The 23,327-nt window shown below is 66.3% G+C and carries 25 protein-coding genes, 3 pseudogenes and 1 riboswitch; of the genes and pseudogenes, 14 read left to right on the top strand and 14 right to left on the bottom strand.

Annotated elements, in window-relative coordinates:
- Positions 1-203 precede the first annotated feature (203 nt).
- Positions 204-761, bottom strand: a complete 558-nt coding sequence (locus ABLG96_RS03305; protein WP_353649999.1) for a transposase — start codon at positions 759-761, stop codon at positions 204-206.
- Here ABLG96_RS03305 and ABLG96_RS03300 point away from each other — a divergent pair.
- A pseudogene (locus ABLG96_RS03300) lies at positions 683-1,958 on the top strand (IS3 family transposase). The gene ABLG96_RS03305 and the pseudogene ABLG96_RS03300 sit on opposite strands and share 79 nt — an antisense overlap.
- Here ABLG96_RS03300 and ABLG96_RS03295 read toward each other — a convergent pair.
- Both ABLG96_RS03295 and ABLG96_RS03290 read right to left on the bottom strand, forming a co-directional pair.
- Entirely contained in the window at positions 1,922-3,355 is a 1,434-nt protein-coding gene (locus tag ABLG96_RS03295) for an IS30 family transposase (protein WP_353649998.1), read from the bottom strand. The pseudogene ABLG96_RS03300 and the gene ABLG96_RS03295 sit on opposite strands and share 37 nt — an antisense overlap.
- Before the next feature lie 387 nt (positions 3,356-3,742).
- On the bottom strand, positions 3,743-4,888 hold the full coding sequence (locus tag ABLG96_RS03290; protein WP_353649997.1) for a HoxN/HupN/NixA family nickel/cobalt transporter: 1,146 nt from the start codon (positions 4,886-4,888) through the stop codon (positions 3,743-3,745).
- A 316-nt stretch (positions 4,889-5,204) separates the two neighbouring features.
- Here ABLG96_RS03290 and ABLG96_RS03285 point away from each other — a divergent pair.
- The 8 genes and pseudogenes from ABLG96_RS03285 to ABLG96_RS03250 all read left to right on the top strand — a co-directional run.
- Positions 5,205-5,486, top strand: a pseudogene (locus tag ABLG96_RS03285) (ATP-binding protein); the annotation flags it as partial.
- 510 nt (positions 5,487-5,996) lie between these two features.
- Positions 5,997-6,158 carry a hypothetical protein gene (locus ABLG96_RS03280; RefSeq protein WP_353649996.1) on the top strand — a complete coding sequence of 54 codons (162 nt, stop codon included), beginning with the start codon at positions 5,997-5,999 and terminating at the stop codon, positions 6,156-6,158.
- A gap of 69 nt (positions 6,159-6,227) precedes the next feature.
- Positions 6,228-6,380, top strand: a complete 153-nt coding sequence (locus tag ABLG96_RS03275; protein WP_353649995.1) for a hypothetical protein — start codon at positions 6,228-6,230, stop codon at positions 6,378-6,380.
- A gap of 284 nt (positions 6,381-6,664) precedes the next feature.
- On the top strand, positions 6,665-6,979 hold the full coding sequence (locus ABLG96_RS03270; protein WP_353649994.1) for a twin-arginine translocation signal domain-containing protein: 315 nt from the start codon (positions 6,665-6,667) through the stop codon (positions 6,977-6,979).
- 33 nt (positions 6,980-7,012) lie between these two features.
- Positions 7,013-8,617, top strand: a complete 1,605-nt coding sequence (locus ABLG96_RS03265; protein ID WP_353649993.1) for a DUF4331 domain-containing protein — start codon at positions 7,013-7,015, stop codon at positions 8,615-8,617.
- A gap of 130 nt (positions 8,618-8,747) precedes the next feature.
- Complete coding sequence (locus tag ABLG96_RS03260) at positions 8,748-9,065, top strand: phospholipase (protein WP_353649992.1); 318 nt, start codon at positions 8,748-8,750, stop codon at positions 9,063-9,065.
- A 16-nt stretch (positions 9,066-9,081) separates the two neighbouring features.
- Positions 9,082-9,891 carry a class F sortase gene (locus tag ABLG96_RS03255; protein ID WP_353649991.1) on the top strand — a complete coding sequence of 270 codons (810 nt, stop codon included), beginning with the start codon at positions 9,082-9,084 and terminating at the stop codon, positions 9,889-9,891.
- Positions 9,892-10,087: 196 nt separating this feature from the next.
- Positions 10,088-10,387, top strand: coding sequence for a hypothetical protein (locus ABLG96_RS03250; RefSeq protein WP_353649990.1), 300 nt, complete (start codon positions 10,088-10,090; stop codon positions 10,385-10,387).
- Between the two features lie 224 nt (positions 10,388-10,611).
- Here ABLG96_RS03250 and ABLG96_RS03245 read toward each other — a convergent pair.
- The 10 genes and pseudogenes from ABLG96_RS03245 to ABLG96_RS03200 form a co-directional block, all read right to left on the bottom strand.
- A pseudogene (locus ABLG96_RS03245) lies at positions 10,612-11,014 on the bottom strand (cation transporter); the annotation flags it as partial.
- Positions 11,015-11,025: 11 nt separating this feature from the next.
- Positions 11,026-11,391, bottom strand: a complete 366-nt coding sequence (locus tag ABLG96_RS03240) for a metalloregulator ArsR/SmtB family transcription factor (RefSeq protein WP_353649989.1) — start codon at positions 11,389-11,391, stop codon at positions 11,026-11,028.
- A gap of 570 nt (positions 11,392-11,961) precedes the next feature.
- The gene (locus tag ABLG96_RS03235; protein WP_353649988.1) at positions 11,962-12,735 is read right to left on the bottom strand and encodes a 2,3-bisphosphoglycerate-dependent phosphoglycerate mutase; all 774 of its coding nucleotides are present in this window, start codon (positions 12,733-12,735) and stop codon (positions 11,962-11,964) included.
- The gene (gene eno / locus ABLG96_RS03230; RefSeq protein ID WP_353649987.1) at positions 12,732-14,018 is read right to left on the bottom strand and encodes a phosphopyruvate hydratase; all 1,287 of its coding nucleotides are present in this window, start codon (positions 14,016-14,018) and stop codon (positions 12,732-12,734) included. Before eno ends, ABLG96_RS03235 begins: the two co-directional genes overlap by 4 nt.
- A gap of 61 nt (positions 14,019-14,079) precedes the next feature.
- Positions 14,080-14,451, bottom strand: coding sequence for a fluoride efflux transporter CrcB (gene crcB, locus ABLG96_RS03225; protein WP_353651363.1), 372 nt, complete (start codon positions 14,449-14,451; stop codon positions 14,080-14,082).
- On the bottom strand, positions 14,451-14,999 hold the full coding sequence (locus ABLG96_RS03220; RefSeq protein WP_353649986.1) for a CrcB family protein: 549 nt from the start codon (positions 14,997-14,999) through the stop codon (positions 14,451-14,453). Before ABLG96_RS03220 ends, crcB begins: the two co-directional genes overlap by 1 nt.
- Before the next feature lie 62 nt (positions 15,000-15,061).
- The gene (locus tag ABLG96_RS03215) at positions 15,062-15,295 is read right to left on the bottom strand and encodes a DUF2180 family protein (protein WP_353649985.1); all 234 of its coding nucleotides are present in this window, start codon (positions 15,293-15,295) and stop codon (positions 15,062-15,064) included.
- 217 nt (positions 15,296-15,512) lie between these two features.
- Positions 15,513-15,575, bottom strand: a riboswitch (Fluoride riboswitch).
- Positions 15,576-15,661: 86 nt separating this feature from the next.
- Positions 15,662-16,168, bottom strand: a complete 507-nt coding sequence (locus tag ABLG96_RS03210; RefSeq protein ID WP_353649984.1) for a PDDEXK nuclease domain-containing protein — start codon at positions 16,166-16,168, stop codon at positions 15,662-15,664.
- Positions 16,090-16,641, bottom strand: coding sequence for a DUF1016 N-terminal domain-containing protein (locus ABLG96_RS03205; RefSeq protein ID WP_353651362.1), 552 nt, complete (start codon positions 16,639-16,641; stop codon positions 16,090-16,092). The genes ABLG96_RS03210 and ABLG96_RS03205 overlap by 79 nt, the downstream gene beginning before the upstream one ends.
- Before the next feature lie 193 nt (positions 16,642-16,834).
- Positions 16,835-17,059, bottom strand: coding sequence for a Chromate resistance protein ChrB (locus ABLG96_RS03200; RefSeq protein ID WP_353649983.1), 225 nt, complete (start codon positions 17,057-17,059; stop codon positions 16,835-16,837).
- A gap of 278 nt (positions 17,060-17,337) precedes the next feature.
- On the opposite strand from ABLG96_RS03200, the gene ABLG96_RS03195 reads away from it, so the two are divergent.
- From ABLG96_RS03195 to ABLG96_RS03175, 5 genes are all read left to right on the top strand, one after another.
- On the top strand, positions 17,338-19,086 hold the full coding sequence (locus tag ABLG96_RS03195) for a PHP domain-containing protein (protein ID WP_353649982.1): 1,749 nt from the start codon (positions 17,338-17,340) through the stop codon (positions 19,084-19,086).
- Positions 19,083-19,718, top strand: coding sequence for a hypothetical protein (locus ABLG96_RS03190; RefSeq protein ID WP_353649981.1), 636 nt, complete (start codon positions 19,083-19,085; stop codon positions 19,716-19,718). The genes ABLG96_RS03195 and ABLG96_RS03190 overlap by 4 nt, the downstream gene beginning before the upstream one ends.
- A 290-nt stretch (positions 19,719-20,008) precedes the next feature.
- Positions 20,009-20,686 (top strand): phosphatase PAP2 family protein, encoded by a 678-nt coding sequence (locus ABLG96_RS03185; protein WP_353649980.1) that lies wholly within the window; start codon positions 20,009-20,011, stop codon positions 20,684-20,686.
- Between the two features lie 469 nt (positions 20,687-21,155).
- Positions 21,156-21,893, top strand: a complete 738-nt coding sequence (locus ABLG96_RS03180) for a DsbA family protein (RefSeq protein ID WP_353649979.1) — start codon at positions 21,156-21,158, stop codon at positions 21,891-21,893.
- A 45-nt stretch (positions 21,894-21,938) separates the two neighbouring features.
- On the top strand, positions 21,939-22,343 hold the full coding sequence (locus ABLG96_RS03175) for an SRPBCC family protein (RefSeq protein WP_353651361.1): 405 nt from the start codon (positions 21,939-21,941) through the stop codon (positions 22,341-22,343).
- A gap of 602 nt (positions 22,344-22,945) precedes the next feature.
- Here the strand turns inward: ABLG96_RS03175 and ABLG96_RS03170 are convergent.
- Positions 22,946-23,113, bottom strand: coding sequence for a helix-turn-helix domain-containing protein (locus ABLG96_RS03170; protein ID WP_353649978.1), 168 nt, complete (start codon positions 23,111-23,113; stop codon positions 22,946-22,948).
- Positions 23,114-23,327 lie beyond the last annotated feature (214 nt).

The raw sequence follows: 23,327 nt of genomic DNA, 5'->3' as shown, positions 1-23,327 counted from the left end.
CATGGCAATACCTGCAGGTCAACTCCCTGCGCGGCGGGCCCACGCCCCCGACCGACCGGGCCGATCGATCCTCGCCTGGCGCCTCGCAGCCAACAATCAATTGCATCGACGCAGGTCACGACATGGACAATGCCAGGATAGGAGCGTCCCAGCAGAGTCCATCATGTTGCATCAGATGCAATACGCAGAGCTTATCCGGCTCATCACAATCCGCGGTGTAGTCGGGGTCTGAACCCGCCGGACTCCAGCAGTGATCGGGCGATGTAGTGGGTGAGGTTGCGGAAGCCGAGTGCGGATCCGCGTAGGTGTTCCAGGCGGCCGTTGATGGCCTCGGTCGGTCCGTTGGATGTGCCGGGCCGGTCGAAGTACGCCAGAACGTCTGCGGCTCGCTTGAGCAGGGTCCGGCCGAGCCGTCGCAGTTCGGTCAGCACTTTTGGGACGCCCTCTGCGAGGGAGGCGATCACTGCTTTCAGCTCGGTAGCGCCGGCGGTGCGGTTCGGGTTCCGATACGCGGCGACCAGCCGCTGATAGATACCCCATGTCGCCTCGACCTCAGCGTGGTCCAGGTCGGTGAACAGCGAGGCGAGCCGTGCTTTCTGCCGGTCGGTGAGCAGATCCGTGCCGGTGTGTGAAGCGCCCCAGGTTCCCTGCCGCATCCTTGTGAGTTGGAAGGATGAGCAGCATGCCGAAGAAGATCGATCCGGAGCTCCGCACTCGTGCGGTGCGGCTGGTGACCGAGCATCGCGGGCAGTACCCGTCATTGACGGCCGCAGCAGCGGCCGTTGCGAAACAGTTGGGCGTCGGGCAGGAATCCGTGCGCCGTTGGGTGATCCAGGCCGATGTCGATGCCGGCGGACGCGACGGGATCACCAGCCAGGAGCTGGAGGAGATCCGAAAGCTCAAGGCCGAGAACCGGCAGCTGCGTGAGGACGTGGCGATCTTGAAGGCGGCAACAACTTTCTTCGCGGGCGAACTCGACCCCCGCAACCGCTGATGATGGGGTTCATCGACACCTTGCGCAGCGAAGGTGACGCGGTCGAGTCGATCTGCCGAGTCCTGCGCGAGCAGGGCTGCAAGATCGCCGCGCGAACCTACCGGGCTTGGCGGGCCTGCCGACCGGCCGCCAGGGTCATCAGCGACGCGTACGTCGTGGACGCGGTCCGGTCCGCGGCCTGGACGATCGACAGCCAGGGTCGGCGGCAGTTGACCCCGGAGGGGTTGTACGGGCGGCGGAAGATGACCGCGTTGCTGCGCCGCACAGTCGGTCAGGATGTCAGTGCCGGCGCGGTGGATCGGGCGATGAAAGTGTTGGGCCTCAGCGGGGTTCGCCGGGACAAGGGTGTCCGTACGACGATCCCGGCGAAGGACGGCAAGCGTGCCGGCGACCTGCTGGACCGGGACTTCACCGCGCCGGCGCCGAACCGGGTGTGGGTCACCGACTTCACCTACGTGCGGACCTGGTCCGGGTGGGTGTACGTGGTGTTCATCGTGGACGTCTTCGCCCAACGGATCGTGGCCTGGCACGCCGCGACCTCGAAGGAAACCGAGCTGGTCATGGTCCCGCTGCGGATGGCGTTGTGGGAACGCGGCCGGCAGGGTCACCCCGCTACCCGGGGCGAGCTGGTGCATCACTCGGATGCCGGGTCGCAATATACGTCGGTGCTGCTGACCGATCACCTGGCGCTGGAGGGCATATCGCCGTCCATCGGGTCCGTCGGCGACGCCTACGACAACGCTCTGATGGAGTCGATCAACGGCCCGTACAAGGCCGAGTGCGTCCGGCCCACCGTGTTCCACACCGGGCCATACAAGAGCATCGCGGACGTCGAGTACGCCACTGCCGGCTGGGTCGACTGTTGAACAACCGGCGCTTGCATGGCACCCTGGGAACCGTCCCGCCCGTCGAGTACGAGCAAGCCCACTACGCGGCCCTCAACCGAGAGCCGCAACCCGTATGAGGGCGGCAGGGAACCTGGGGCGCTTCAGGTAGCTGGATCGATCGTAGGTGCTCGTCGAGGGCTTCAGCGGGTGTCTTCCACCCGAGGACTTTTCGGGGTCTGCTGTTGATCGCTGTCTGGACTGCCAGAAGGTCTTCCGCGGTCCAGCGTGACAGGTCGGTCCCCTTGGGAAAGTACTGGCGCAACAGGCCGTTCATGTTCTCATTGGTGGGCCGCTGCCAGGGTGAATGCGGGTCGGCGAAGTAGACCGCGATGCCGGTCTCGATGCGGAACTGGGCGTGCGCGGCCAACTCCTTGCCGCGGTCCCAGGTCAACGATCGCAGCAGCTCGGCCGGCATCGTCGCCATCGTCGCAGTCAGCGCGTCTTTCATCGCGACGGCGCCGTAGCCGCCGAGGGCCGGGCCGTTCTTCACCCGGGGCTCGATCCCGTAGCCGTCCAGGCGGGGCAGGTGAACGAGAAGGGTGTAGCGGCTGGTGCGCTCGACCACAGTCCCGATCGCGGATCGGTTGAGCCCGATGATGAGGTCGCCTTCCCAGTGCCCGGGCACGGCACGGTCGGCGACCTCGGCGGGGCGTTCGCTGATCACGACATCGGCGGTGACGTGTCCCTGAGCTTTGTTGCGGGAGCGCTGTCGGGGTACCCGCAGTGCACGACCGGTGCGCAGACAGGCGACAAACTCCCGCTTCAGCGCACCGCGGCCCTGGATGTAGAGCGCCTGGTAGATCGCTTCGTGACTGATCCTCATGTCCTGATCATCGGGGAAATCCTGAACGAGTCGGTGCGCGATCTGTTCCGGACTCCAAGCGGTGGCCCAGCAGAGGTCTTCCCGGCGGGGCTTGTTTCGCCCCTTCCAAGCGGTCTTGGGACCAGGCGCGACCGTCCCGTCCGGGCGTTGCAGCTGACCGCTGAGTCGTTGTTGCACATACTCTTTCAGACGCGGATTCTTGACCAGCTTCGCCGGCTTGGGTCGCTTCGCAGCAGCCTGCGCCTTCCACTGCGCGACCGAGGCCCGGTAGTCGAGCTTCCCGCCACGGGTCGCGGCGTTCCGCCGCAGCTCCCGCGATATGGTGCCCGGGTCCCGCGCCATCATCCGGGCGATCGCGCGGACGCCGTTGCCCTGCGCTCGCAGCAGAGCCAACTCCTCACGCTCCGCGAACGACAAGCAGCGGCCGGTCGGCTCGACCAGACTCAGAGGTGGCATCCCGCCACCGTGCCGGAACCAACGCGATCCGACCGGAGCCGACACACCCACCGCGACCGCAGACTCTTCGCTGCCCATCCCGCTGGCGATCAGTTGCCAGAACTTGCGCTCCACGTCTCTGGGCGGCGCCGGCCGACCCGGTGAACGCATCGCCGGTCGAATCGCTCGGTCTGCTTGTTGCTGACGTCTTGGCATCTGACACCTCCATGATCAGGAAGGTGTTGCGACGACCAGTTGAATCCGCCCTGCGAACCCCTATCACTATGTGCCACCACTAGGTTGACCGCATGATGTCGACGTGGGACGCGTCTTCGGTCGGGGTGCTGCGCAGTTGCCGTCCGGCCGGGTCGTACGGGGCGCGGTACGCCGGCCGCTCCCCGAACGGCGCGAGTTGCTGGAAATGCTCGCTGCGGAATGCACGCCTGCGTTGACCTTCCCCGATCACCGATGACGTCGAGCAGGCACGGGAGTGGCTGGCCAGCTACCGACCGGCGGGCATCGAGGGACAGGTCGTCAGGGTGCCACGAGCGGCTACGAACCCGGCGCCCGTGGGTGGTTGACACAAGAGCCGCGAGACAGCACTCAGTGAGCTGTGTTGGTGCCGAGTCTGGCGGTCCATTTTTCTTCGATGCGGCCGAATTTCCAGACGGCCAGGGCCAGGAGCCAGGTGATGATGAAGAGGGCGACGATGCCGTATCCGGCGTAGTCCAGGGGGATGTCGGCGATCGCGACCAGCGGACCGCTCTGAATGTTGGCTTGGTCGACCAGGACGCCGATGAGTTCGATGGTGCCGATGATCAGCGCGACGGCGACACTGAGTGAGGTGATGGTCATGTTGTAGAACACTTTTCGTACGGGTTTGGCGAAGGCCCAGCCGTAGGCGAAGTTCATGAAGATGCCGTCGGTGGTGTCCATCAGGCACATGCCGGCGGCAAACAGGATGGGCAGCACGAGGATCGCGTAGAAGGGTAGGTCGAACGCGGCGGCGCCGCCGGCCAACACCAGCAGGCCAACCTCGGTGGCGGTGTCGAAACCGAGTCCGAACAGGACGCCGATGGGGTAGATGTGCCAGGGTTTGCGGACAGATTTGGTGAGGCCGCCGAGGAAGCGGTTCATGAACCCGCGTTTGTTGAGTTGGTCTTCGAGTTCTTGTTCGTCGAAGGCTCCGGTGCGCATTTTGCGGAACACCCGGAAGATCCCGACCAACACGATGAGGTTGAGGATACCCAGGATCCACAGGAACAGCCCGGACACGGAGGCGCCGACGATGCCGGTAACGGAGTGAAGTTCTGAGCCGTCGTCCTCGACCTGCCCGGCCAGGGCTTTGACCCCAACGGACAGCAACAGGGCGAGACCGAAGACGATGGTGGAGTGTCCGAGGGAGAACCAGAACCCTACGGACAGCGGCTTTTTCCCGCCGTCGGCGAGGAGTTTGCGGGTGGTGTTGTCGACGGCGGCGATGTGGTCGGCGTCGAACGCGTGCCGCAGGCCCAGGGTGTAGGCCAGCACGCCGACACCGACGCCGTAGACGCCGGTGGTGCCGCCCAAGTCGTAGGCCTCGGGAACCACGAATCCGAGAAGCACCCCGAACCCGATGACGTGCAGGAAAATGATGAATCCGTACATGCCGGCCAGGGCAGCCCGGTCACGTCGGGACAGTGCGGCACGGAACTGCCGGAAGGCGGACTCGCGGGATGTTGGCGGGGCTGCCGGAGCAGGGCTGGCCACGATGGGACCTCTTCTCGTTGTGGCCGGACGCGACCGGTGAGTTGGCAGTCCACGATTCTACCCGTGTCCGATCGCCAGACCGTGACGGACCATAAGTCCACGTTCGTCAGTTACGCAAGAGTGTCCGGCTGAACATGTGAGGCGCTCTGACCAGCCCATCCGGTGGGCCGGTTGGCGGCGAACGAAGGTCATGAGTCCCAGACCCGGTCGACGCGCCTACCTGGTGGCGATGGCGTCCGGGACGGTCCTTGTGCTGCGTCGACGTTCGGTGTGAGCGTTGCTCACTCGATGCAGACTGCTGCCGATTCACCCGCGGCGTGCCGAGCTCATCATGGTCGATGACATCGGCCTCCTCCCGGTCGCTCCAGACGCCACCGAAGGTCTTTACCGCCTCGTCGACGCCGCCTACGAGAAACGGTCGTTGGCGATCAGCTCCAACCTGTACCCGGCCGGGTTCGACGAACTGATGCCCAAAACGTTGGCCACCGCAACCGTCGACCGACTGCTGCACCACGTCCACATCTGCCAAACCAGCGGCGAATCCGTCCGGCTCTCCCAAGCCCTCACGGGGCAGGGCGCCACCGCCCTCACCCGATGACCGCTGCGCTGCCCGTCGACCCAGTGGGCAAGTTTTCGTGGCCACCAGTGGGCAGAAACGGTGGCCACCAGTGGACAGGTTTCATGGCCGCCAATGGGCAGAAATTCGTGGCCCTTGACATGCCGGTGGAGATGCCGGCCGACGTGCTCGCGTCGACGACGATCAGCGGGGGCGAAGCTGCCCTACCGGATCAGCGGACTGCTCGAGCAAGCGCGCCTGTCCGAGCCTGGCCTTTCGCACGCCTCCACGGCCTGACCGGCGTCGTGATTGGCTCTCTTGCCCTGTCGGAGACCAACCCCTCGATCCGGCCCACCCTCGGGCGAACGCGTGCAGGTCAGCTTGGAACGTGTTTCTGACACGGCGTATCACCGCAGTCCCGCCCCGAGATGTTTACCGCCAGCAGCTGTCTGTGCCCAGTTGGCGACCTGAGCCGCCACAGTGGTGCTGACGGATGAAAAACGGGTACAGGGTGATGCCTGCGCCTTCGGCGACCCGTAGTGCCCTTGAGAGGTGACCTCGATGAGTGATGATCCACGCGACGATGCAGATGCGACCAAGCAGGCCGAGTCGGAGGACGCTGCCGATGTCGGCATGAAAGACCCGACAGACACCGATCACCCCACCGGGTCGCAGCAAGCTGAGGAAAACAAGGCAACCGAGTCGCCCAGCTGAGGTGCCGGTTCACGTTGTCCGACAGCTTCCGACCCGAGGTCGACAGGGTCCAACCCGAAGGAGTGCACCATGACGGAATCGTCCAGCGACGAAACGCAGGAACGGGTGGCAGCCGCGATCCGGGATGCTGATTCAGGGTCCAACCACCAGGCCGGGATGGACGGCGATGAAGCGAGCGCGGCGGACCGAACCGCCGACGACGAAGAGCCGCCCAACCAGTAAGCGCCCGCCGCGACCGTCGCTGCCGGCTTCGCGTTCGCGTGTTCACCGATGATGGCAGCCTTCGGGCATCACCCCGCAGGTAACGGCTGGTGATGGTGCTTCTGTAACGGTTTGGGGTACCGGTAGTGCGGTTGTTCGTGGTTGGGGGCGTACTCTTTGGCGGGTTGAGCTAGGCGGACCCGGACCTGCGTGGTGGGGTGGTGGTGAGCCGCCCGCGGGTAGCGCTGTGTGACCTCTTCCGGACACTGCCGGAGGAGCCGGTTTGTTCCTGAATGGAGAATGCCGTGGCTGATCGGTCTCGCCGTAGGTTCCTGCAACATGGCGCGTTGGGGGCAGTCGCGGTCGGTGCCGCGTTCACTCCCGCGCTGATGTCGGGGGTGGCTTCGGCGCAGCCCCCGGCCCGCGCGGCCGTTCATCCGGGCGCGGCTGTCCATCCGGAGGCTGTCGGAGCGCTGCCGGACCAGCCTTTCATCGCTTATGTCAAAGATCATCGCAGCGGTGAGATCGTCGTGATGGTCGGTGAGCGGGAGGTGGTGTACAGGGACGCAGAGTTGGCTTCCCGGCTGGCCCGCATCGCCGGTTCCGCCAAGAACGCCTGAAGGTTTCCCATTCCACCGTTGGAGAGGTAAGGCATGTCATCTCACAAAGAGGCTCCTGGAATTTCCGGTGACCCGGCCGCGGACAACACCGACGTGTACGCGTTCGTCAGTCCGGACAAGCCCGACACCGTCACGCTGATCGCGAACTTCGTGCCGCTGGAGGACCCGGCCGGCGGCCCGAACTTCTTCGAGTTCGGCGACGACGTCTTGTACGAGATCCACATCGACAACGACGGCGACGGCATCCCGAACGTCACCTACCAGTTCAAGTTCCACACCGTCTACAAGCTTCCGAACACGTTTTTGTACAACGTGGGGCCTATCGAATCTCTGGATAGCAAGAACTGGAACCGCCGCCAGTTCGGCTCGATCACCCGCGTCGCGGACGGGAAGAGTGAGGTGCTGGGCAGTGATTTGGCGTGCCCGCCGTGCAACATCGGGCCGCTGTCGACCCCTGACTTCGCTGCGCTGGCGAGCGCGGCGATTCACAACCTGCCCGGCGGCCGCACCCTGTACACCGGGCAACGGGCCGAAGGCTTCTACGTCGACGTCGGCGCGATCTTCGACCTGGGCAATCTGCGGCCGTTCCAGAATCTGCACGTCGGGTCGCAGATGCCGCAGGCCCCGGGCGTCAACGGGCTGGCGACGAAGAACGTTCACTCCATCATCCTGCAGGTACCCAAGACGGACCTGACCGCCGACGGCGCTGCCCCGACGGACGCGACCAAGCAGGGCTCGGTCATCGGCGTGTACGCCTCGGCCAGCCGGCAACGGTCGAAGATGTACGAGGCGGACGGCACGATCGTCAACAGCGGCCCCTGGGTGCAGGTGTCCCGGCTGGCCAACCCGTTGTTCAACGAGGTTTTGATCCCGATCCCCAAGAAGGACTTCTTCAACTCGCAGAAACCGGCCGAGGACAAGCAGTTCGCCTCGAACGTCGCCGCCCCGGAGCTGTCCCACCTGCTGCCGGTGTTGTATCCGGAGGTGTTCCCGAACCTGGCCGCGCTGAACGACTCCGGTAAGCCCCGCGCTGATCTGCTCGCGATCTTCCTCACCGGCCTTCCCGCCGGTGTCGTCCCTGGTTTCCAGAACTACACCGGGCCGACGCAGGCTGACCTGGTGCGGTTGAACATGGCGATTCCGCCGACCACCGACAATCCCAGCAACCTCGGCCTGATCGGGATGGACCCGGCCGGATATCCCAACGGCCGCCGAGTCTTCGACGACGTTGTCACCATCGAACTGCGCGCGCTGGCCGGAACCACCTATGCGCTGGTCGACAAGAGTTACACCCCGGACAAGGCGGCCGGCGCGGTCACCCAGGGCATCGCCTCCAGCAACACCGACGTGACCGCCGGGAACACCGTCCACTACCTGCCGACCTTTCCGTACCTGGGCACCCCGCACGGCGGCTACCACAACCCCGGCGTCAACACCCCGGCCGCTGACCTGGGTGACATGCCGATCCCGGTCGGCGGAGTCGACACCGGCGGCGGCGGCACCGCCGGCGTCCAAGATAAGGGCGGGCTCATCGCCGGTGGGGCAGCCCTGGTCGGGGCGGCCGTCGCCGGCACCATCGCAGCGACCCGGCCGCGCCACCCCGCACCCTCAGAGGAGCCCGCCGGCCAGACGTCATGAACGACAGCGGGCGGGCCGTTGACGCCGACAGCGTCGGCGGGCCGCCCGCAGTCGGCTCCCTTGCCCAGCCGCCCTTGGACACCGAACCCTGTTTGGAGCAGAGAAACAAGCGATGACCGAACAAAATCAGATGTCTGAACAGAACCAGTTGGGACCCAGCCGCGACGGCAGCGTCATGCTGGACATCGGCGGAGACATCGGCGCATTGGTCCTGCACACGTCCGCCGAGATGCTCGGCGTCGAGATCGAAATCAGCCCCACCGGGGACGACACCCACCACCGCACCCACGTCGCAGTGAGGGAACGCCGCGGCAGCGGCGGCACCCGCTACGCCGCCATCTACCCCGCTTTGCACGCCGGCAGTTACACGCTGTGGCGACCGGACGGACAACCCGCCCTGGAGGTCACCATCACCGGCGGTGCTGTCGCGCAAGCGCAATGGTCCTGAAAGGTCCGCCGGCCGCGTGACACATATCAAGGGCGCCGCTTCGACCGTTTTCCGTCTGCTGACCCTGTGGTGGGTCATCGCCGTCGTGTTGGCCGGTGTCGGTGGCGCCGCAATTGGTGGCGCCTTGGCCGGGCAGCAACATGCGCCGCAACCCACCGCCGCCCAAGCGAACCCCGCCCCAGCCCCGACCACAATCACCATCACCAAGAAAGCGACGGCGCAAGCGCCCGGCACCCGCACCGGCACGGGCGCATCGAGTTCTCCCCGGCCGAAGCCAACGCCGACCCGACCGACTCTGGCAGGGCCACCGACGGCATCCAGCACACCCACGCCGACTGCGCCGCTGGTGCTCGCCGCCTCGGCTCCGTTGGCGATCACCATCCCCTCGATAGGTGTGCAGTCCACCCTGGTGCAGCTTGGACTGAACCCCGACAAATCCATTGAGGTGCCGCCGTTGGACGACCCGGATTCCAAGGCCGGTTGGTACAAGTACTCGCCGACGCCGGGACAGATCGGCCCGACCGTGATCCTTGGGCACGTCGACTCCGTCAAATACGGGCCGGGCGTCTTCTTCAAACTCGGGGCCCTGCAACCCGGCGCCACCGTAGAAGTCACCCTCACCGACCGGGTCGTCGCCGTCTTCACCGTCGACAAGGTTGTGGCATACCCAAAGTCCGCGTTCCCCTCCTCCGCGGTCTACGGCGCCATCCACCACCCGGGTCTACGTCTGATCACCTGCGGCGGAGCCTTCGACCCGGCTGCCGGAAGCTACGAAAGCAACATCGTCGCCTACGCCACTTTGACAGCCCGCCGCCCGGCCACCTGACCGGTCCCGACCCTCGAAACAGAACCAGAGGTGCCGGATCGTCATCGCTTGATCTCGCAGAAGGCCTCGGAAGACCCCCGCGGGAGTAGGGGCCGAAGGTTCCTGCCGCCCCGTCGGACCGGCCCCCAGCGGCGGTGTCTTCGCGTCCGGTCTCATTCGGGGTCCGTTCCCGGCTTGACCGAACCAGGGCGTCGCAGTGAACCTCTTGGAGGCCGGGATCGTCAGCCGCGGATCCCCGCATCTCCCGGAAAGGCGGAACAGCGGCGACCATCACCGCAGCTCACTGGAAAGCGCACAACACCTGGTGACCGAGTTCAGCTACGCCGTTGTAGTCGAACTACTGTTCCGCGAATTCCACGGGCAGCACCCGCTGCCGATGATCGTCGACGTGGTGCGCGCCTGTCTAACCGACCTGGAAGGACAGGTACCGCCCGGAGCCCTCGCCGAACTGCTGGAACGGTCGGCCCGGCAACGCCTCACCTACACCTGGTGTTGACATCAAGTACCAGCAGTGGGTTCGCGACACCTGGCCCGGCTCCATGCACGGCGCAGGCCGAGTTCGTCGCCAATTGCGGGGGTCGGCATCGAGTGCGCTTCGTCGGGGGGTCCCGAGTCCGAGGCCATACCGGTCCGGCGGCGGGCATATTGGGTGATCCGGCGGCACCCGGAGGTCGAGCGAGGTTTTGCTGTGCTGTGGGGTAACACAGGGGCCTAGGCCGGATCCTCCGCGCGTCCGTAGCCGTAGGTGTAGCGGCGCGTGGGTTTGCGTCTGGCCAGGACGAACGCGATCCACAACGGCACCGCAGTCAGCGCATCGGAGAAGTTGTGGATCGTATCGGCCAGCAGCGCGACAGAGCCGGTGAGGATGACCACCACCAACTGTGCGAAGGCGGTGACACCTAGGGCCACCAGGCTGATTTTGACCGCCCGGATCCCCCGCCGCATTCGACTCCAACGCGTCATCGATCGAGTCGGCGGAGTCGTGACTGTGCGGCTTGAAGATCGACAGGACAAAGCCCTTGATCCCCGTTGGATGCTGGTGACCGCCGGGCCCGTGCGAGTGCCCGTGGTCATCGTGGCCATGAGGATGGTCGTGCTCAGCGTGGTCGTGTCCGTGGCCCAGCTCGGGTGTGCTCACGCCGATGCCTCATCCGGCTGATGATGGTGCCGGGGGGTGCCGTCCAGGGAGTGTTCGGCCTGGAAGATCGCGTCGGACACCAGCTGGCTCGCATGCTCGTTCGCCAAGCGATAGAACACCCGCGTCCCCTCCTGGCGGGTGGTGACGAACCGGGCCAGCCGCAGTTTCGCCAGATGCTGCGATACCGCCGCCGGTGACTTCTCGACGATCTCGGCGAGTTGATTGACCGGCATCTCCTCATCCCGCAGCGCCAGGATCAGCCGCACCCGGGTGGCGTCGGCGAGCATCGAGAACACCTCGACCGCCAACTCAACGTATTGACTGTCCGCTTCACGCCCAGAAAACTGCTTAGCTGCATCCATGCGCATATTATTGCACGGTGCCGCTCGTTATCGGACCGAGCTGATCAGACGGCGTCTCCCCGAGACAACCGACCTACGCACGGAAACGATCGTTTCCGTGCCATTGGCCTTGCGTTGTAAAGCTTCCCGTGTCCGCATGGTTTTCGAGGTTGTGAGACGTTGTAAAGCGGACACCACTTCCGCAACACTTTCACTCCGGCAGCACCAGTCACACCCAGCCGTTCCCACCGAGCAGCCACTCAGCGTGTCAGGCCGGAAAACACCGTTTCAGGACAGTCCCGCAGCCGCAGCCCGGTGATCAGTAGAGCTGGTGCCGGGTTCCTGCGGCGTGAGCGGACTGGCGGGGCCAGAGAACGTCGAGGGTGACAGCTATCCGCTGTGATCGTGTGGGTGTTCGGGATGCCATGGGGGCACCGTTGTCGGGTGGGTGGATTCGTTGCCTGTCGACGACGCCGACCGATCGCTGACCGATGAGGAATCCGGCGGTGAAGATCGTGACCGCGATGACGCACATGCCGAGTACGGCCCACATGGTCGATCACTTCCTTTTCCCTTGCCCGTCAAGACCGTTCAGGTTCCGTCCTGCGCTACCACGGCGGTGATGCCGGCTTCCGCAGCTGCGGGGTCGAGGTAGGTGCCGCCCGGGTTGCGCGGTCGCCAGTGGCTCAGGTCGTAGCGCAGCGGTATTCCGGTCGGCAGGTTGAGGTCCTCGATTTCGACGGGGCTCAGATCGTCGAGGTGCATGACGAGGGCGCGGAGAGAGTTGCCGTGGGCCACGACCAAAGGGGTGGCCCCCACGGCGATGTCGGCGGCGATGACGTCGTGCCAGTGGGGTAGCAGCCTGCGGGTCACGTCGGCCAGGGACTCCGTGCCCGGCAGGGCGTCCGGCGGGATCGCCGCATACAGCTGATCGCGGGCCGGATGGGCGGGGTCGGAGACGGCGAGCGGCGGTGGGGTACCGGTGTAGGAGCGCCTCCACCGGAGGTAGGTGTCGTGGCCGACCTCTGCCCGCACGTCTGCCTTCAGCTGGCCCTGCAGCGCTCCGTAGTGCCTTTCGTTCAGCCGCCAGGAGGCCCGGCGGGGCTGCGAGCTGAAGTCGAGCTGGGCAAGGACGAGGGTGGCGGTGTCGATGGCGCGGGCCAGCACCGAGGTGTGCACGGTGTCAGGCCGGATACCGTGCCGGGACAGCAGCTGTCCGGCGTTCCTGGCTTCGGCGCGCCCCCGCCGGGTGAGTGGGACATCCCGCCAGCCGGTGAACTCATCGGCAGCGTTCCCGGTGCTCTCACCGTGGCGGAGCAGGATGACGCTGCCGTCTCCCACCCGGCGTGCGGATCGCGCGTTCATCCCCGGGTCGTGCCGCCGATGCCGAACGCCATGTCGGGCTGCGCGTCGGCGATGGCCAGCAGACGGTTGTACTTGGCGACGCGTTCACCCCGGGCCGGGGCCCCCGTCTTGATTTGGCCGCATCCCGAGCCGACCGCGAGATCCGCGATGAAGGTGTCGTCTGTCTCCCCGGAGCGGTGGGACACCATGGCCGCGTAGCCGGCCTGACGGCAGATCTGCATGGCCTGCTGGGTTTCCGACACGGTGCCGATCTGGTTGACCTTGATCAGGGCGGCGTTGCCGACGTGGTGGGCGATGGCGTCGGCGATGATGGCCGGGTTGGTGACGAAGTTGTCGTCGCCGACGAGTTGGACCCGCTCACCCAGTCGGGCAGTCAGCGCGATCCAGCCGTCCTGGTCGTCCTCGGCGACTCCGTCCTCGATGCTCCACACCGGGAAGTCGGTGATGATCTGCTCGTAGCGGTCGATCATGTCGGTGCCCGACAGTGACTGCCCGGCCACCCGGTAGGTGCCGTCGTGGTGGAACTCGCTGGCCGCCGGATCCATGGCGATGGCCACTCCGTCCCGACCAGGGCTGTACCCGGCGTCGAGGATCGACGCGACCAGCAGGGTCAGAACCTCCTCCGGCGAGGTGATGTCGGGTGCGAAGCCGCCCTCGTCACCCAGTCCGGTGGCGAATCCTGCGGCCATCAGGCGCTTCCTGAGCGCCGCGTAGATCTCTGCGCCGGCGCGGACCGCCTCCGGAAAGCTGGGAGCCCCGAGCGGGGCGATCATGAACTCCTGGAAGTCGAGGCTGTTCGGTGCGTGGGCACCGCCGTTCACCACGTTGAAGTGCGGGACCGGCAGCCGGGGGGTCACCCCGGTCGGTGTCAGTGCCTGCCACAGCTGGACCCCGCGGGCCGCCGCGCAGGCGCGGTGCACCGCCATTGATATCCCGATGATCGCGTTCGCTCCGAGCCGGGCCTTGTTCCCGGTGCCGTCCGTGGCTCGCAGAACGTCGTCGACGTCGGTCGGGGAGGTGAAACGGTGACCGGCCACCGCTGCCTGCAGAGGTCCGTTCACGTTCCCGACTGCTGTCAGCACCCCGGCCCCCGCGTACCGGGCCTGGTCACCGTCGCGGAGCTCGACGGCCTCGGCCGTCCCCGTTGATGCCCCGGACGGGACACCGGCGCGAGCACTGGTGCCGTCCCCGAGGGTGGCGGTGATGGCGAGCGTGGGTCGGCCGCGGGAATCGAGGATCTCGACCGCGTGCAGCTCGTCGATCTCGAAAGAGTTGATCGTCATGGCGGATCCTTCGTTTGTGGAGCGGCGGAACCGACCGCGCCTGGCCGGATGAATGGGTGGATCAGAGTGCTGCCCAGGTCGTCATGAACCCGATCGTCGCGCCGAGGACACCGGCCAGGACACTCGCGATCGCGTTCACGAGCGCGACGCGATGGGCCCGCTGTTGCAGCAGACGGATCGTCTCGTACGCGAACGTGGAGTACGTGGTGAATGCTCCGCACACCCCGATCCCGAGCAGGAGTTCCCACTCGTTCGGCGCTGCTCCGGTGAGTGCGGCCGCGGTGACCGCCCCGAGGATGACGCTGCCGGCGACGTTGACGGTGAAGGTGCCCCACGGGAACACCGAGCGATGTCGTCCCTGGACGACACGGTCGACGAGGTACCGCAGTGGAGCACCGACAGCCGCCCCGGCAGCCACCAGCAGATACCCGATCACCGGGACGTCTGCTGTTCTCCGTCGACCGGATCCTCGAGATCGGGGTCGATGTTCTCGAGGCGACCCGTTCCGGTTCCGGACGCTCCCATGCGGGCGGCGGCCATCCCGGCCGCCGCGGCGAGGACGCCACCGATGCCGGTGATCACCAGGTATCCCGCCGCCGTGACCGGTCGATCCGCACGGATCAGCAGCACGGTGTCCACCGTGAACGCCGAGAACGTGGTGAAGCCGCCGAGGACGCCCGTTCCGAGGAACGGGCGTACCCAGCGGTGTGGCTGCAGACGTTCGGTCAGCAGCACCATCAGCGCTCCCAGCAGCAGACAGCCGGTCAGGTTGATCGTCACCGTGGCCCACGGCATACCAGCCGGCCGTGCAGGCCACCACAACCCGATCCGATACCTGGCCAGTGAGCCGATGATCCCGCCAGCGGCGATGACCGCCAGCACAGCACCGTGTTCGCGGCGCAGTTCCCGCCGCTGGACGGGATCATCGAGATCGACATCGGAGTCCACCGGTTCCAGAGCCGACAGCACCAACGGACGCACAGGATTCCTTTCTCCGGCCCCCATCGGCGGGAGCCATCGGTGTAGTGCGGGACGGCGATCCGTTACATCGCAGCCGGTTGAGCGAGCAGTGGCTCGCTGTGCCCGATCGTGGAAGCGCAGCCGGCGCAGACCAGCGCCCGCACCGGATGCGGGGTATGAATGCCGGGACCCGACGGCTGCGGGTACTCATGAACGGTCACCCGCGCATGAGCCGAACAGATGCCGGACCCGCAACTCGTACAGGCGCCGACAGCGGGCGTGGTGCGGTCCTGAGACGTGCAATCGAGACAGATCATGATGAATCTCCAAACGGAGCGAAATGAACTGGCGAGTGATGCTGGAAGACACTTGATGCCGAGGTGGCACACCGAATGCGAGCCGATCCGGAGAACCCAGGAGGGCTCCGGGCGCATCTGCCACCCGCCGACAGCAGCATGCCAACGGTGATCACATCGGGTCCTGGGAACGTCATCGCCGGCTCCTCTACCTCCGGTCCCGACGCGCACGTCGGAACGGTTGGTAGAAGCCATCAGCGGAAATCCGCGGTCAAAGGCGAGCCTCATCGCCTGTCCACCCAGTGTGCCCCCCCAACAGGCGCCGGTCAATCCCCAGGCAGCCGCCACCATCACGGGACCCCGCCACGGAGCGGGACCCCTGGTGGACTATTCGTTGGCAGGGTCCGACAGGGCCTCAGTGAGATCCTCCAGCGGCGGCAGGGCATCTCGTTCTGCAGCGGGCAGCTTGTCATAGGTGTAGGTCGCCACCGCCATGGGCGCCGCAGCAGCCCGCAAGGCGTAGCGGACCACCCGCTCGTTGCGGTCGGCGCACAACAGTATCCCGACGGTCGGTGCGTGGAAGTGGGGTTGGCGGAGTTCATCGTCGACCATCGCGACGTAGACGCCCAGCTGCCCGGCGTACTCCGGCTTGAACTTGCCGATCTTCAACTCGACGACGACGTATCTGACCTGCAGGACGTTGAAGAGCAGCAAGTCGACGAAGAACTCGTCGCCATCAATGTCGAACCGGACCTGTCTGCCGACGAAGGCGAAACCGCGGCCCATTTCGGTCAACGTGTCCTGCAGTCGATTCGTCAGTGCCTGCTCCAGGTCCCGCTCCGCGGATCGCTGCGTGAGATTGAGAACGTCGAAGACGGAGGGGTCCTTGACCATCTCTTGGGCAAGATCGGAATCCGCTGCCGCAGACCCGTGGCAACGTGGTGCTCTAAAGACGTGCGTGACCAGCCTGCGTCAACGGCGCAGCTGGCGTACCACTCTCGGTCGGCGCGGTCGTCAAGACGATCCAGCAGTGTGCGGACGTGTCCCCACGGCCGTTTCCCCACAGCTGTGGGGAAATTGCCCGGGGCCGGCCAGGCCGCGGCGAACGCCCGCATGTACTGCATATTCGTCGGCGACAGCCCCGTCATCCTCGGGAACTGGGCCTGTAGATCTTTCGACAGACGATCGATAACCTGGGCGACCCAGCCTTGTCGGTCCTGCCGCTCCAGGATCAGCGCGCCGATCCGCCAGTTCAGCGCGATCACTTCCGTTCCCGCGGCGGACAACGCGCGCAGTCTGGTGTCGCGCACATCTCGGGCAATCAGCGCCAGCACCTCGCCGTAGCCCGCCGGTGTCACAGGATCCATCACGGAACTCATCCTGCTCTGTGCAAGTTCAAGGCTCCGGCCGGGTGTGGTCAGCGGCTCTGCCAGTCTGTTCCGACTCATTCTCCCCGCAGCTGTGGGAAAACTCCAGAGCACCCGCCCCGGCCGCGATGAGCTGGGTATGTATCCGGGAAGCAGTGCCCCGGCCGGAGATGGGCCGCCTGGAAGGCAGCCTTCACCTCCGGCCCACCGACCAACGTCGATTCAGCAACACCGCCGATCCCGCCAGGCTCAGGATGTCGTGCCGCGACGTCCGCAGTGCCCGTTCTGCCTGAACGGACGCCGGCAGCGCAGCGGCCGAGTTCTGCAGGTAGATCGCGCCCAGACCCTCGAGTCGCCGCCACACCGTTGCTCGCAGCCTGGTTGGCTTCGACGGACTCGACACACCAGCACCAGCCATCGCTCCATCGCTCCATCACGCCTGTCCCGGTGGCTCCCCGAGGCTGCCGCACACCCGGAGCGGGTGGCGCATCCCTTCCCGAGGTGCTGGACCGAGCAATCACCACCATCGGAACAGATGAGCCGAGGATGAACTGCGGGTGTCGAATCTGCTCCGCGCAGGTGACCTCGGCTGGTCAGATCTCGGCCACCGGGAGTTCACCTGGCGATGCTTGGCTGGTGGATCAGGCAGTCGCACTGCCACCTTGCCCAGACCACCCGAGCAGCGAAGGGTCATTCATGGAACATCATGACCACGCACATCCGCATGACCACGATGATCACGCGGGTGGCCATATCCACCCGCACACCCACAGCCACGCCCCGACCGAACTCGAGCCGGCCCTCGACCTCCAGGTCGACGACAGCGAGCTGCCGCCGTCGGAGCTGGGCAGGCGGAACTTCCTGCGGAAAGCGGGTCTGCTGGGCGCCGGGCTGGCCGCGTCGAGTGTGCTCAGTACCGCCACCGCGGGAACCGCGGCTGCGGCCGGTGTTACGCCGCCCGCCGGCCGCCCGCCCGCCGACCCGCCGAGGGGCGGGTATCGCTGGTTGACCGGCGATCACCACATCCACACCCAGTTCTCCCCGGATGCCCAGTACCGGGTCATCGACCAGGTTCGCCACGCGAATGCCTACGGGCTGGACTGGATGGTGATCACCGATCACGGCACCGTGCAGCACGCCAAGATCGGGGTGGAGAAGGTCAACCCCGACATCGTGCTCGCCCGGCAGGCAGTCAAAGACACTCTGGTCTACCAGGGCCTGGAGTGGAACATCCCCGCCGCCGAGCACGGCACGGTGTTCGTGCACCCGGGACGCAACGAGGTATCGGTGCTCAAGCAGTTCGAGAACAGCTACGACGGGACCGTGAAGTCCGCCGGCGCCAACACCCCGCAGAACGAGGCGCTGGCCATCGCCGGTCTGCACTTCCTGGCCGACTCGATCGATCAGCGCCGGGTTCAGGACGCGCTGATGCTGGCCAATCACCCGGCCCGCAAGGGCATCGATTCCCCGCACGAGATCCGGGGTTGGCGGGACGCCGAACCGCGGATCGCCATCGGCATGGAAGGGGCTCCGGGACATCAAGCCGCCGGTATTCCAAAACCGTTCGGCCCCGGCTCGGGCCGCGGTTACTACGACAACAGCCCGGACCCGGTCGCCAGCTTCCCCGGCTACCCGCTGGAAAGTTACCGGACCTTCGGCGGTTTCGACTGGATGACCTCCACCGTCGGTGGGCTGTGGGACAGCCTGCTGGCCGAGGGAAAACCGTGGTGGATCACCGCCAACTCCGACAGTCACCAGGTCTGGGCGGACACCTCGCAGCGCGGCCCGGGCAGCGATTTCACCACCAACGGCTACTACAACGACCCGGTCCACATCACCGCACCGCAGCTGGGCAACGGTGATTTCTGGCCCGGCTACTACAGCCGCACCCATGTCGGCGCGAAGGGTTTCTCCTACGCCGCGGTGATGGACGGAATGCGGGCCGGACGGGTGTGGGTGGACCACGGCGGTCTGCTCGATTCGCTGGATGTCCGGCTGACCGCAGGCGGTCATCAGACCAGCCTGGGCGGGGTGCTGACCGCCCGCCGCGGTACCCCGGTCACCCTGCAGATCAGGATCAACCCGGCCCAGCATCCGAACTGGTCGCAGTTCCTGCCCGCGCTGGCCAAGGTCGATGTGATCCGCGGCGCCGTCACCGGACCGGTCAGCAACAAAGACACCTTCACCGCCCCGGAAACCCGAGTGGTCAAGACCTACGACGTCAGCGGACAGTCCAAGGTAATCGTCCTGAACTACAACCTCGGCCGACTGGACGACGGCTTCTACGTCCGACTCCGCGGCTCGGACGGCAAGCGGCTCGCGGTCGGCCTGAACGGGGCAACGGTTGATCCGGCCGGCCCGAAGATGGACACCGTCGGCGACGCCGACCCCTGGGATGACCTGTGGTTCTACAGCAACCCGATGTGGATCCTTCCCTCCCGGTGAGTCCTTTCACCCAGACGCCGGCCACCAGCAACTCCACGCTGGTGGCCGGCGTCGATCTCCTCACCATGACCGAGCCCGACGCCGACGCGGTGCTGCACGAGCTGGCCAGGGAGCTGGCCGCGCTCGGCATACTTGACCCGACCCTGGGCACCCACCGGGCGCAGTTAACCGACGGCGCACACATCGCCCTGTCCATCGAAATCCCCATCACCGACCCGGTCCAGGCCTGGGCGCTGCTGCAGGAGCTGCTGCCCGCACCCCAGCACCGGCCACCCGGAATGAGCCTGGGCAACCGACGAAGCGGACCCACCGACCTGCACAGCAGCGCCGCCTCGGCGGCCGCGGACCACGCCGCCCGGCGCGGCGGCCGCGCCGCATATTTCCCGGGCATCGACCACCTCACCGGAGCAATCACCGTCCGCGACCTGCTCACCGGGTCAAGCATCGAGCAGGTATCGGTGCTCGCCGGCGGTGACGCCGATCCCGACACCATCCTGCAGACCCGCGATTTCGTCCGTCCCCGATGGATCGCCGGCCACCTGGTGCTACCCGTCCAGCCAGGCCCGGATGGCACCCTGGTGCCCTTCGAGGTGCCGAACCCGACCCCCTGCTGCGCCGATCACGCGCGTTAGCAGCGACATCTCGACCGCGCGACACCTACCGGCGAGCCACGGTGCGGGTCCCACCGGAGCTAGATACGTTTGCAGAGCACGCCTCACTCCGTGGCTGCGACCGGTGGTAGGGCCCACCGTCACCAACCGTGTCGCCCTACCTGCGACGACAACGGTCCCTACGCAAGACCGCCCTCATCACCATGCGAGCCGACGTGTAGGAGAACCGTATCCGCAGCAACAACCCCTCTCTCCCGGAAGGCGCCGAACCGTGTTACCTGAGCCAGGTGCGAGCCCGGCGAGCCAAGCGGATGAGCGAAGACACGGAGCCAGCGCCGGCGGTAGCGCGGCACTTCGTCATTCCCGCAGTGTTGGCCGGGGCGTTTCTGCTGGTCCTGGTCCTGGTCCTGACTTTGACCCGACCTCCGAACCTCGACGAGGCAGTGATGCATTGGCTGCAGAACCGGCGGACACCGGCACTGACGGCGATATTTCGCACCGTGACGACCATCGGGAGCCCGGTCGGGGTTGCGGTGACGACGGCGGTCGGCCTGGCCCTATTGTTCATCGGATTCCGTGCGCGGCAAGACCTGCTGATCGGCGCCACCGCACTGATCGGGGCGGAGCTGCTGGGGACCATGGTCAAACTGATCGTCGCCCGGCCCCGCCCGCCGTTATCGGATCGGGTTCCCGGAGTCAGCGCGGCGGGTCTGAGTTTCCCATCGGGGCATTCGACCCAGTCGGCGGCCGCCTACCTGATCATCGCGCTGCTGCTCGGACATCGGATGGAGCGCCCGATCCGCCGCTGGCTGGTCTACCTCGCCGCGGTGATTTGCGTCGGCCTGGTCGGGCTGAGTCGGTTGTACCTGGGCGTGCACTGGTTCACCGACGTACTAGCGTCCTGGCTGCTGGGCGGCGCGTGCGCCCTCACCGTCTGGGCACTGGCGATCACCCTCGCCCGCCGGCGGGCGCCCCTCTCGAAGTTTTGACGTGGACGGTGTCGGTCGCGCTCTTCGGTGGCGTCATGTGGGGGCATCTTGGCCCCTCGGGTCGGTCGGACCAAGTTCGACCATCTGCAATCTCCAGCACCAATGTAGGCGTATGTAATACACACGATCGTTTGTGAGCCATGTGTAACGAAACTCGTGTACGGAAGGCGAAAGACGTTGCGTTACAACGTAAAGCGAACACGACTTGCGTTACATATTCACATCCGAACCGGCTGCGTTTGCCAGGCGCATGAGCCGCAACAGCCCCAGTGCCGATGCAGGCAGTGAGGCTCACGCGTCCGCACCATCAAAGCTCTGGGCCGAGTACGAACCACGGGCTCGACGCTGACCGCGAGCCAGAAACGACCGGTCGGAATTCGTCATGAGCGCGGCACCGTCCGGTTGAGGATTCGCTTGAGGAGTGGCCGGCGGGGGGGTGAGCGATCGGCCTGGGGCCTACGGTTGGGCGATGAACTCTGTTGACATCCGGTTCTACTTCGACCCGGTCTGCCCGTTCTGCTGGTTGACGAGCAAATGGATCCGGATGGTGCAGGCCGAGCGGGGGTTCACCGTGGACTGGCGGTTCATCTCGCTGCGGCTGATCAACTCCCACATCGACTATGACGCGCACTTCCCGCCGGAGTACGAAGCCGGGCACACGGCGGGCCTGCGGCTCCTGCGGGTAGCCGCTCGGGCGCGCGCCGAGCACGGCCGGCAGGTACTGGACCCGCTACAGGCCGCCTTCGGGGCGCACATCTTCGACACAGCCTCACCCCCCGACGTCACCGACGAGCAGGAGCGCCGCGAGCGGCGCGGCACCAGAGAGTTCGTCGAGCCGATTCTGCGCGAGGCCGGGCTCCCCACCGAGCTGGCCGATGCCCTGGACGACGATTCCTGGGACGGCGACATCCGGGCGGACGGCGAGGAGGCACTCCTGTTGACCGGTAAGGACGTCGGCACTCCGATCATCCACTTCGACCCACCGGAGGGTGTCGCATTCTTCGGCCCAGTGATCAGTCGGCTTCCCGACAGGGAGACGGCCGGCGAGCTGTGGGACCACGTCGTGGGCTTGGCCCGGTTCCCCGGGTTCGCCGAGCTGAAGCGCAGCCTGCGAGAGCAGCCCCAACTGGTGGGCTTCGGTGTGCCGACCGGCACCACCGGTAAGCAAGAGGACTGGCACGCGGGCAGTCGCCGACAGAAGAAGTGAGGACCCGATGACGCAGCTCCCCATGCGCACCCGGCGCTCTACGACCTGGTCAGTGACATCACCCCCACCGGCGAGTGGAGCCCGGTCTGTACGGCGTGTTGGTGGGACGACGCAGGCGAGGCGGGCCAGATCGGCGCCTGGTTTACCGGTCATAACGAGTTGCTCGAGCGCACCTGGGAGACCCGGTCCCAGATCACTGCGGCCGACAGGGGCCGGGAGTTCACCTGGATCGTGGGCGGCAGTTTTGCACGGTGGAGCTTTACCTTCGACCCCGACGGTAAGGCGACGAAGCTGACCGAGAGCTGGCAGTTCCTGCCCACCGGGATCGCCATGTTCCAGGAGAAGTATGCCGACCGGGCGGCGGCAGAGATCGACGCGCGCACCCGGCAGGCTCACGACGGGATTCCCCGGACGCTCGCGGCGATCAAGCGGATCGCCGAGACCTCCTGAGTTTCACGAGCGCAGTGGGCACCGGACACCGGATGCGTCATAGGAGTCGCGGGCAGGGTTGACCGGCTGCCCACGATCACGCCAGCTGTGCAGCCGATCCATCTGGCGCTCGTCCGATAAGCAAGTCGCCGGACGGAACACCGATCCCAACCCCCCGAGCTGCCACAAGCCGAACCCTCGCCAGGACGCGGCCGAACTCGAAAACGACTCGGGTATCTCATCAGCGGGTCCGCGGCGGGTGGCAACCTCCTTGGCAATGGCAAGCAAATGATCGTTCACGGACAGACGTAACGGTTGCCGTGTCCGCTTGCTTCGGGAGGTTGTGAGACGTTGTAAACCGGACACGACTTCCGCGACACTCTCACTCAGGCACCACTGCCCCCAGCAGCCACCTTCGGTGGTCATTCGGGTGCCGGCCAAGTGCTGGTCGCGGACCAGAGCGTCGTCTCACGACCGTTCGGACTCGGCCCGAGACGACGCCCAGTCCTCGCCCGGGTGATCGATGATGGCGCTCAACGTCGAGCGGAAGTGGGCGATGCCAGCTGCTCCGACGACTCCGGCCAACCAGGTTTCGTAGTCGACGACCACATCGCGGCACGCGACTAGCAGGCGTCGGCCCCCAACGTGTTGACGTAGAGCTTGGCCCGACGATCACTGGGATCGGGCCGAAGTTCGACGTATCCGCGTTGCGTCAGCAAGGCGCACACCTCGGCGGTCGCCCGCTTCGTACTTGGCCCGCGCGCAGCAAGCTCGACGAGTCGGGTTCCCACCCTGGTCCACCGTGGCCAGCACTGAGACTTGCGCTGCTCCGACGTCGTCGTAGCCGCCATGCTGCCGGACTGCCGCTAGCGGTGGCCCACTGGGACGACCCAACGGAAGGTGCTGAGGACCGGTTTGCGGCACCAACATGAGGAGGGACATTCACAGCGGTGCAGCCCGGCCGCTTCCGCGGCCCGGGTTCCCAACGCCACGCTCAGGTACACA

This window comes from Nakamurella sp. A5-74 (assembly GCF_040438885.1).
Classification (GTDB): Bacteria; Actinomycetota; Actinomycetes; order Mycobacteriales; family Nakamurellaceae; genus Nakamurella.
This window is presented reverse-complemented; position numbering and strand designations above follow the sequence as displayed.

What these genes read in the sequence shown, in the direction of transcription:
- eno (WP_353649987.1), bottom strand. Translation starts at nt 14,018, where the DNA reads ATGACGATCAACTCTTTCGAGATCGACGAGCTGCACGCGGTCGAGATC.
- ABLG96_RS03200 (WP_353649983.1), bottom strand. Translation starts at nt 17,059, where the DNA reads ATGGCTGGTGCTGGTGTGTCGAGTCCGTCGAAGCCAACCAGGCTGCGA.
- ABLG96_RS03295 (WP_353649998.1), bottom strand. Translation starts at nt 3,355, where the DNA reads ATGCCAAGACGTCAGCAACAAGCAGACCGAGCGATTCGACCGGCGATG.
- ABLG96_RS03205 (WP_353651362.1), bottom strand. Translation starts at nt 16,641, where the DNA reads ATGGATCCTGTGACACCGGCGGGCTACGGCGAGGTGCTGGCGCTGATT.
- ABLG96_RS03185 (WP_353649980.1), top strand. Translation starts at nt 20,009, where the DNA reads ATGAGCGAAGACACGGAGCCAGCGCCGGCGGTAGCGCGGCACTTCGTC.
- ABLG96_RS03210 (WP_353649984.1), bottom strand. Translation starts at nt 16,168, where the DNA reads ATGGTCAAGGACCCCTCCGTCTTCGACGTTCTCAATCTCACGCAGCGA.
- ABLG96_RS03305 (WP_353649999.1), bottom strand. Translation starts at nt 761, where the DNA reads ATGACGGGTACTGCCCGCGATGCTCGGTCACCAGCCGCACCGCACGAG.
- ABLG96_RS03265 (WP_353649993.1), top strand. Translation starts at nt 7,013, where the DNA reads ATGTCATCTCACAAAGAGGCTCCTGGAATTTCCGGTGACCCGGCCGCG.
- ABLG96_RS03235 (WP_353649988.1), bottom strand. Translation starts at nt 12,735, where the DNA reads ATGAACGCGCGATCCGCACGCCGGGTGGGAGACGGCAGCGTCATCCTG.
- ABLG96_RS03195 (WP_353649982.1), top strand. Translation starts at nt 17,338, where the DNA reads ATGGAACATCATGACCACGCACATCCGCATGACCACGATGATCACGCG.
- ABLG96_RS03275 (WP_353649995.1), top strand. Translation starts at nt 6,228, where the DNA reads ATGACGGAATCGTCCAGCGACGAAACGCAGGAACGGGTGGCAGCCGCG.
- ABLG96_RS03260 (WP_353649992.1), top strand. Translation starts at nt 8,748, where the DNA reads ATGTCTGAACAGAACCAGTTGGGACCCAGCCGCGACGGCAGCGTCATG.
- ABLG96_RS03180 (WP_353649979.1), top strand. Translation starts at nt 21,156, where the DNA reads ATGAACTCTGTTGACATCCGGTTCTACTTCGACCCGGTCTGCCCGTTC.
- ABLG96_RS03240 (WP_353649989.1), bottom strand. Translation starts at nt 11,391, where the DNA reads ATGGATGCAGCTAAGCAGTTTTCTGGGCGTGAAGCGGACAGTCAATAC.
- ABLG96_RS03215 (WP_353649985.1), bottom strand. Translation starts at nt 15,295, where the DNA reads ATGATCTGTCTCGATTGCACGTCTCAGGACCGCACCACGCCCGCTGTC.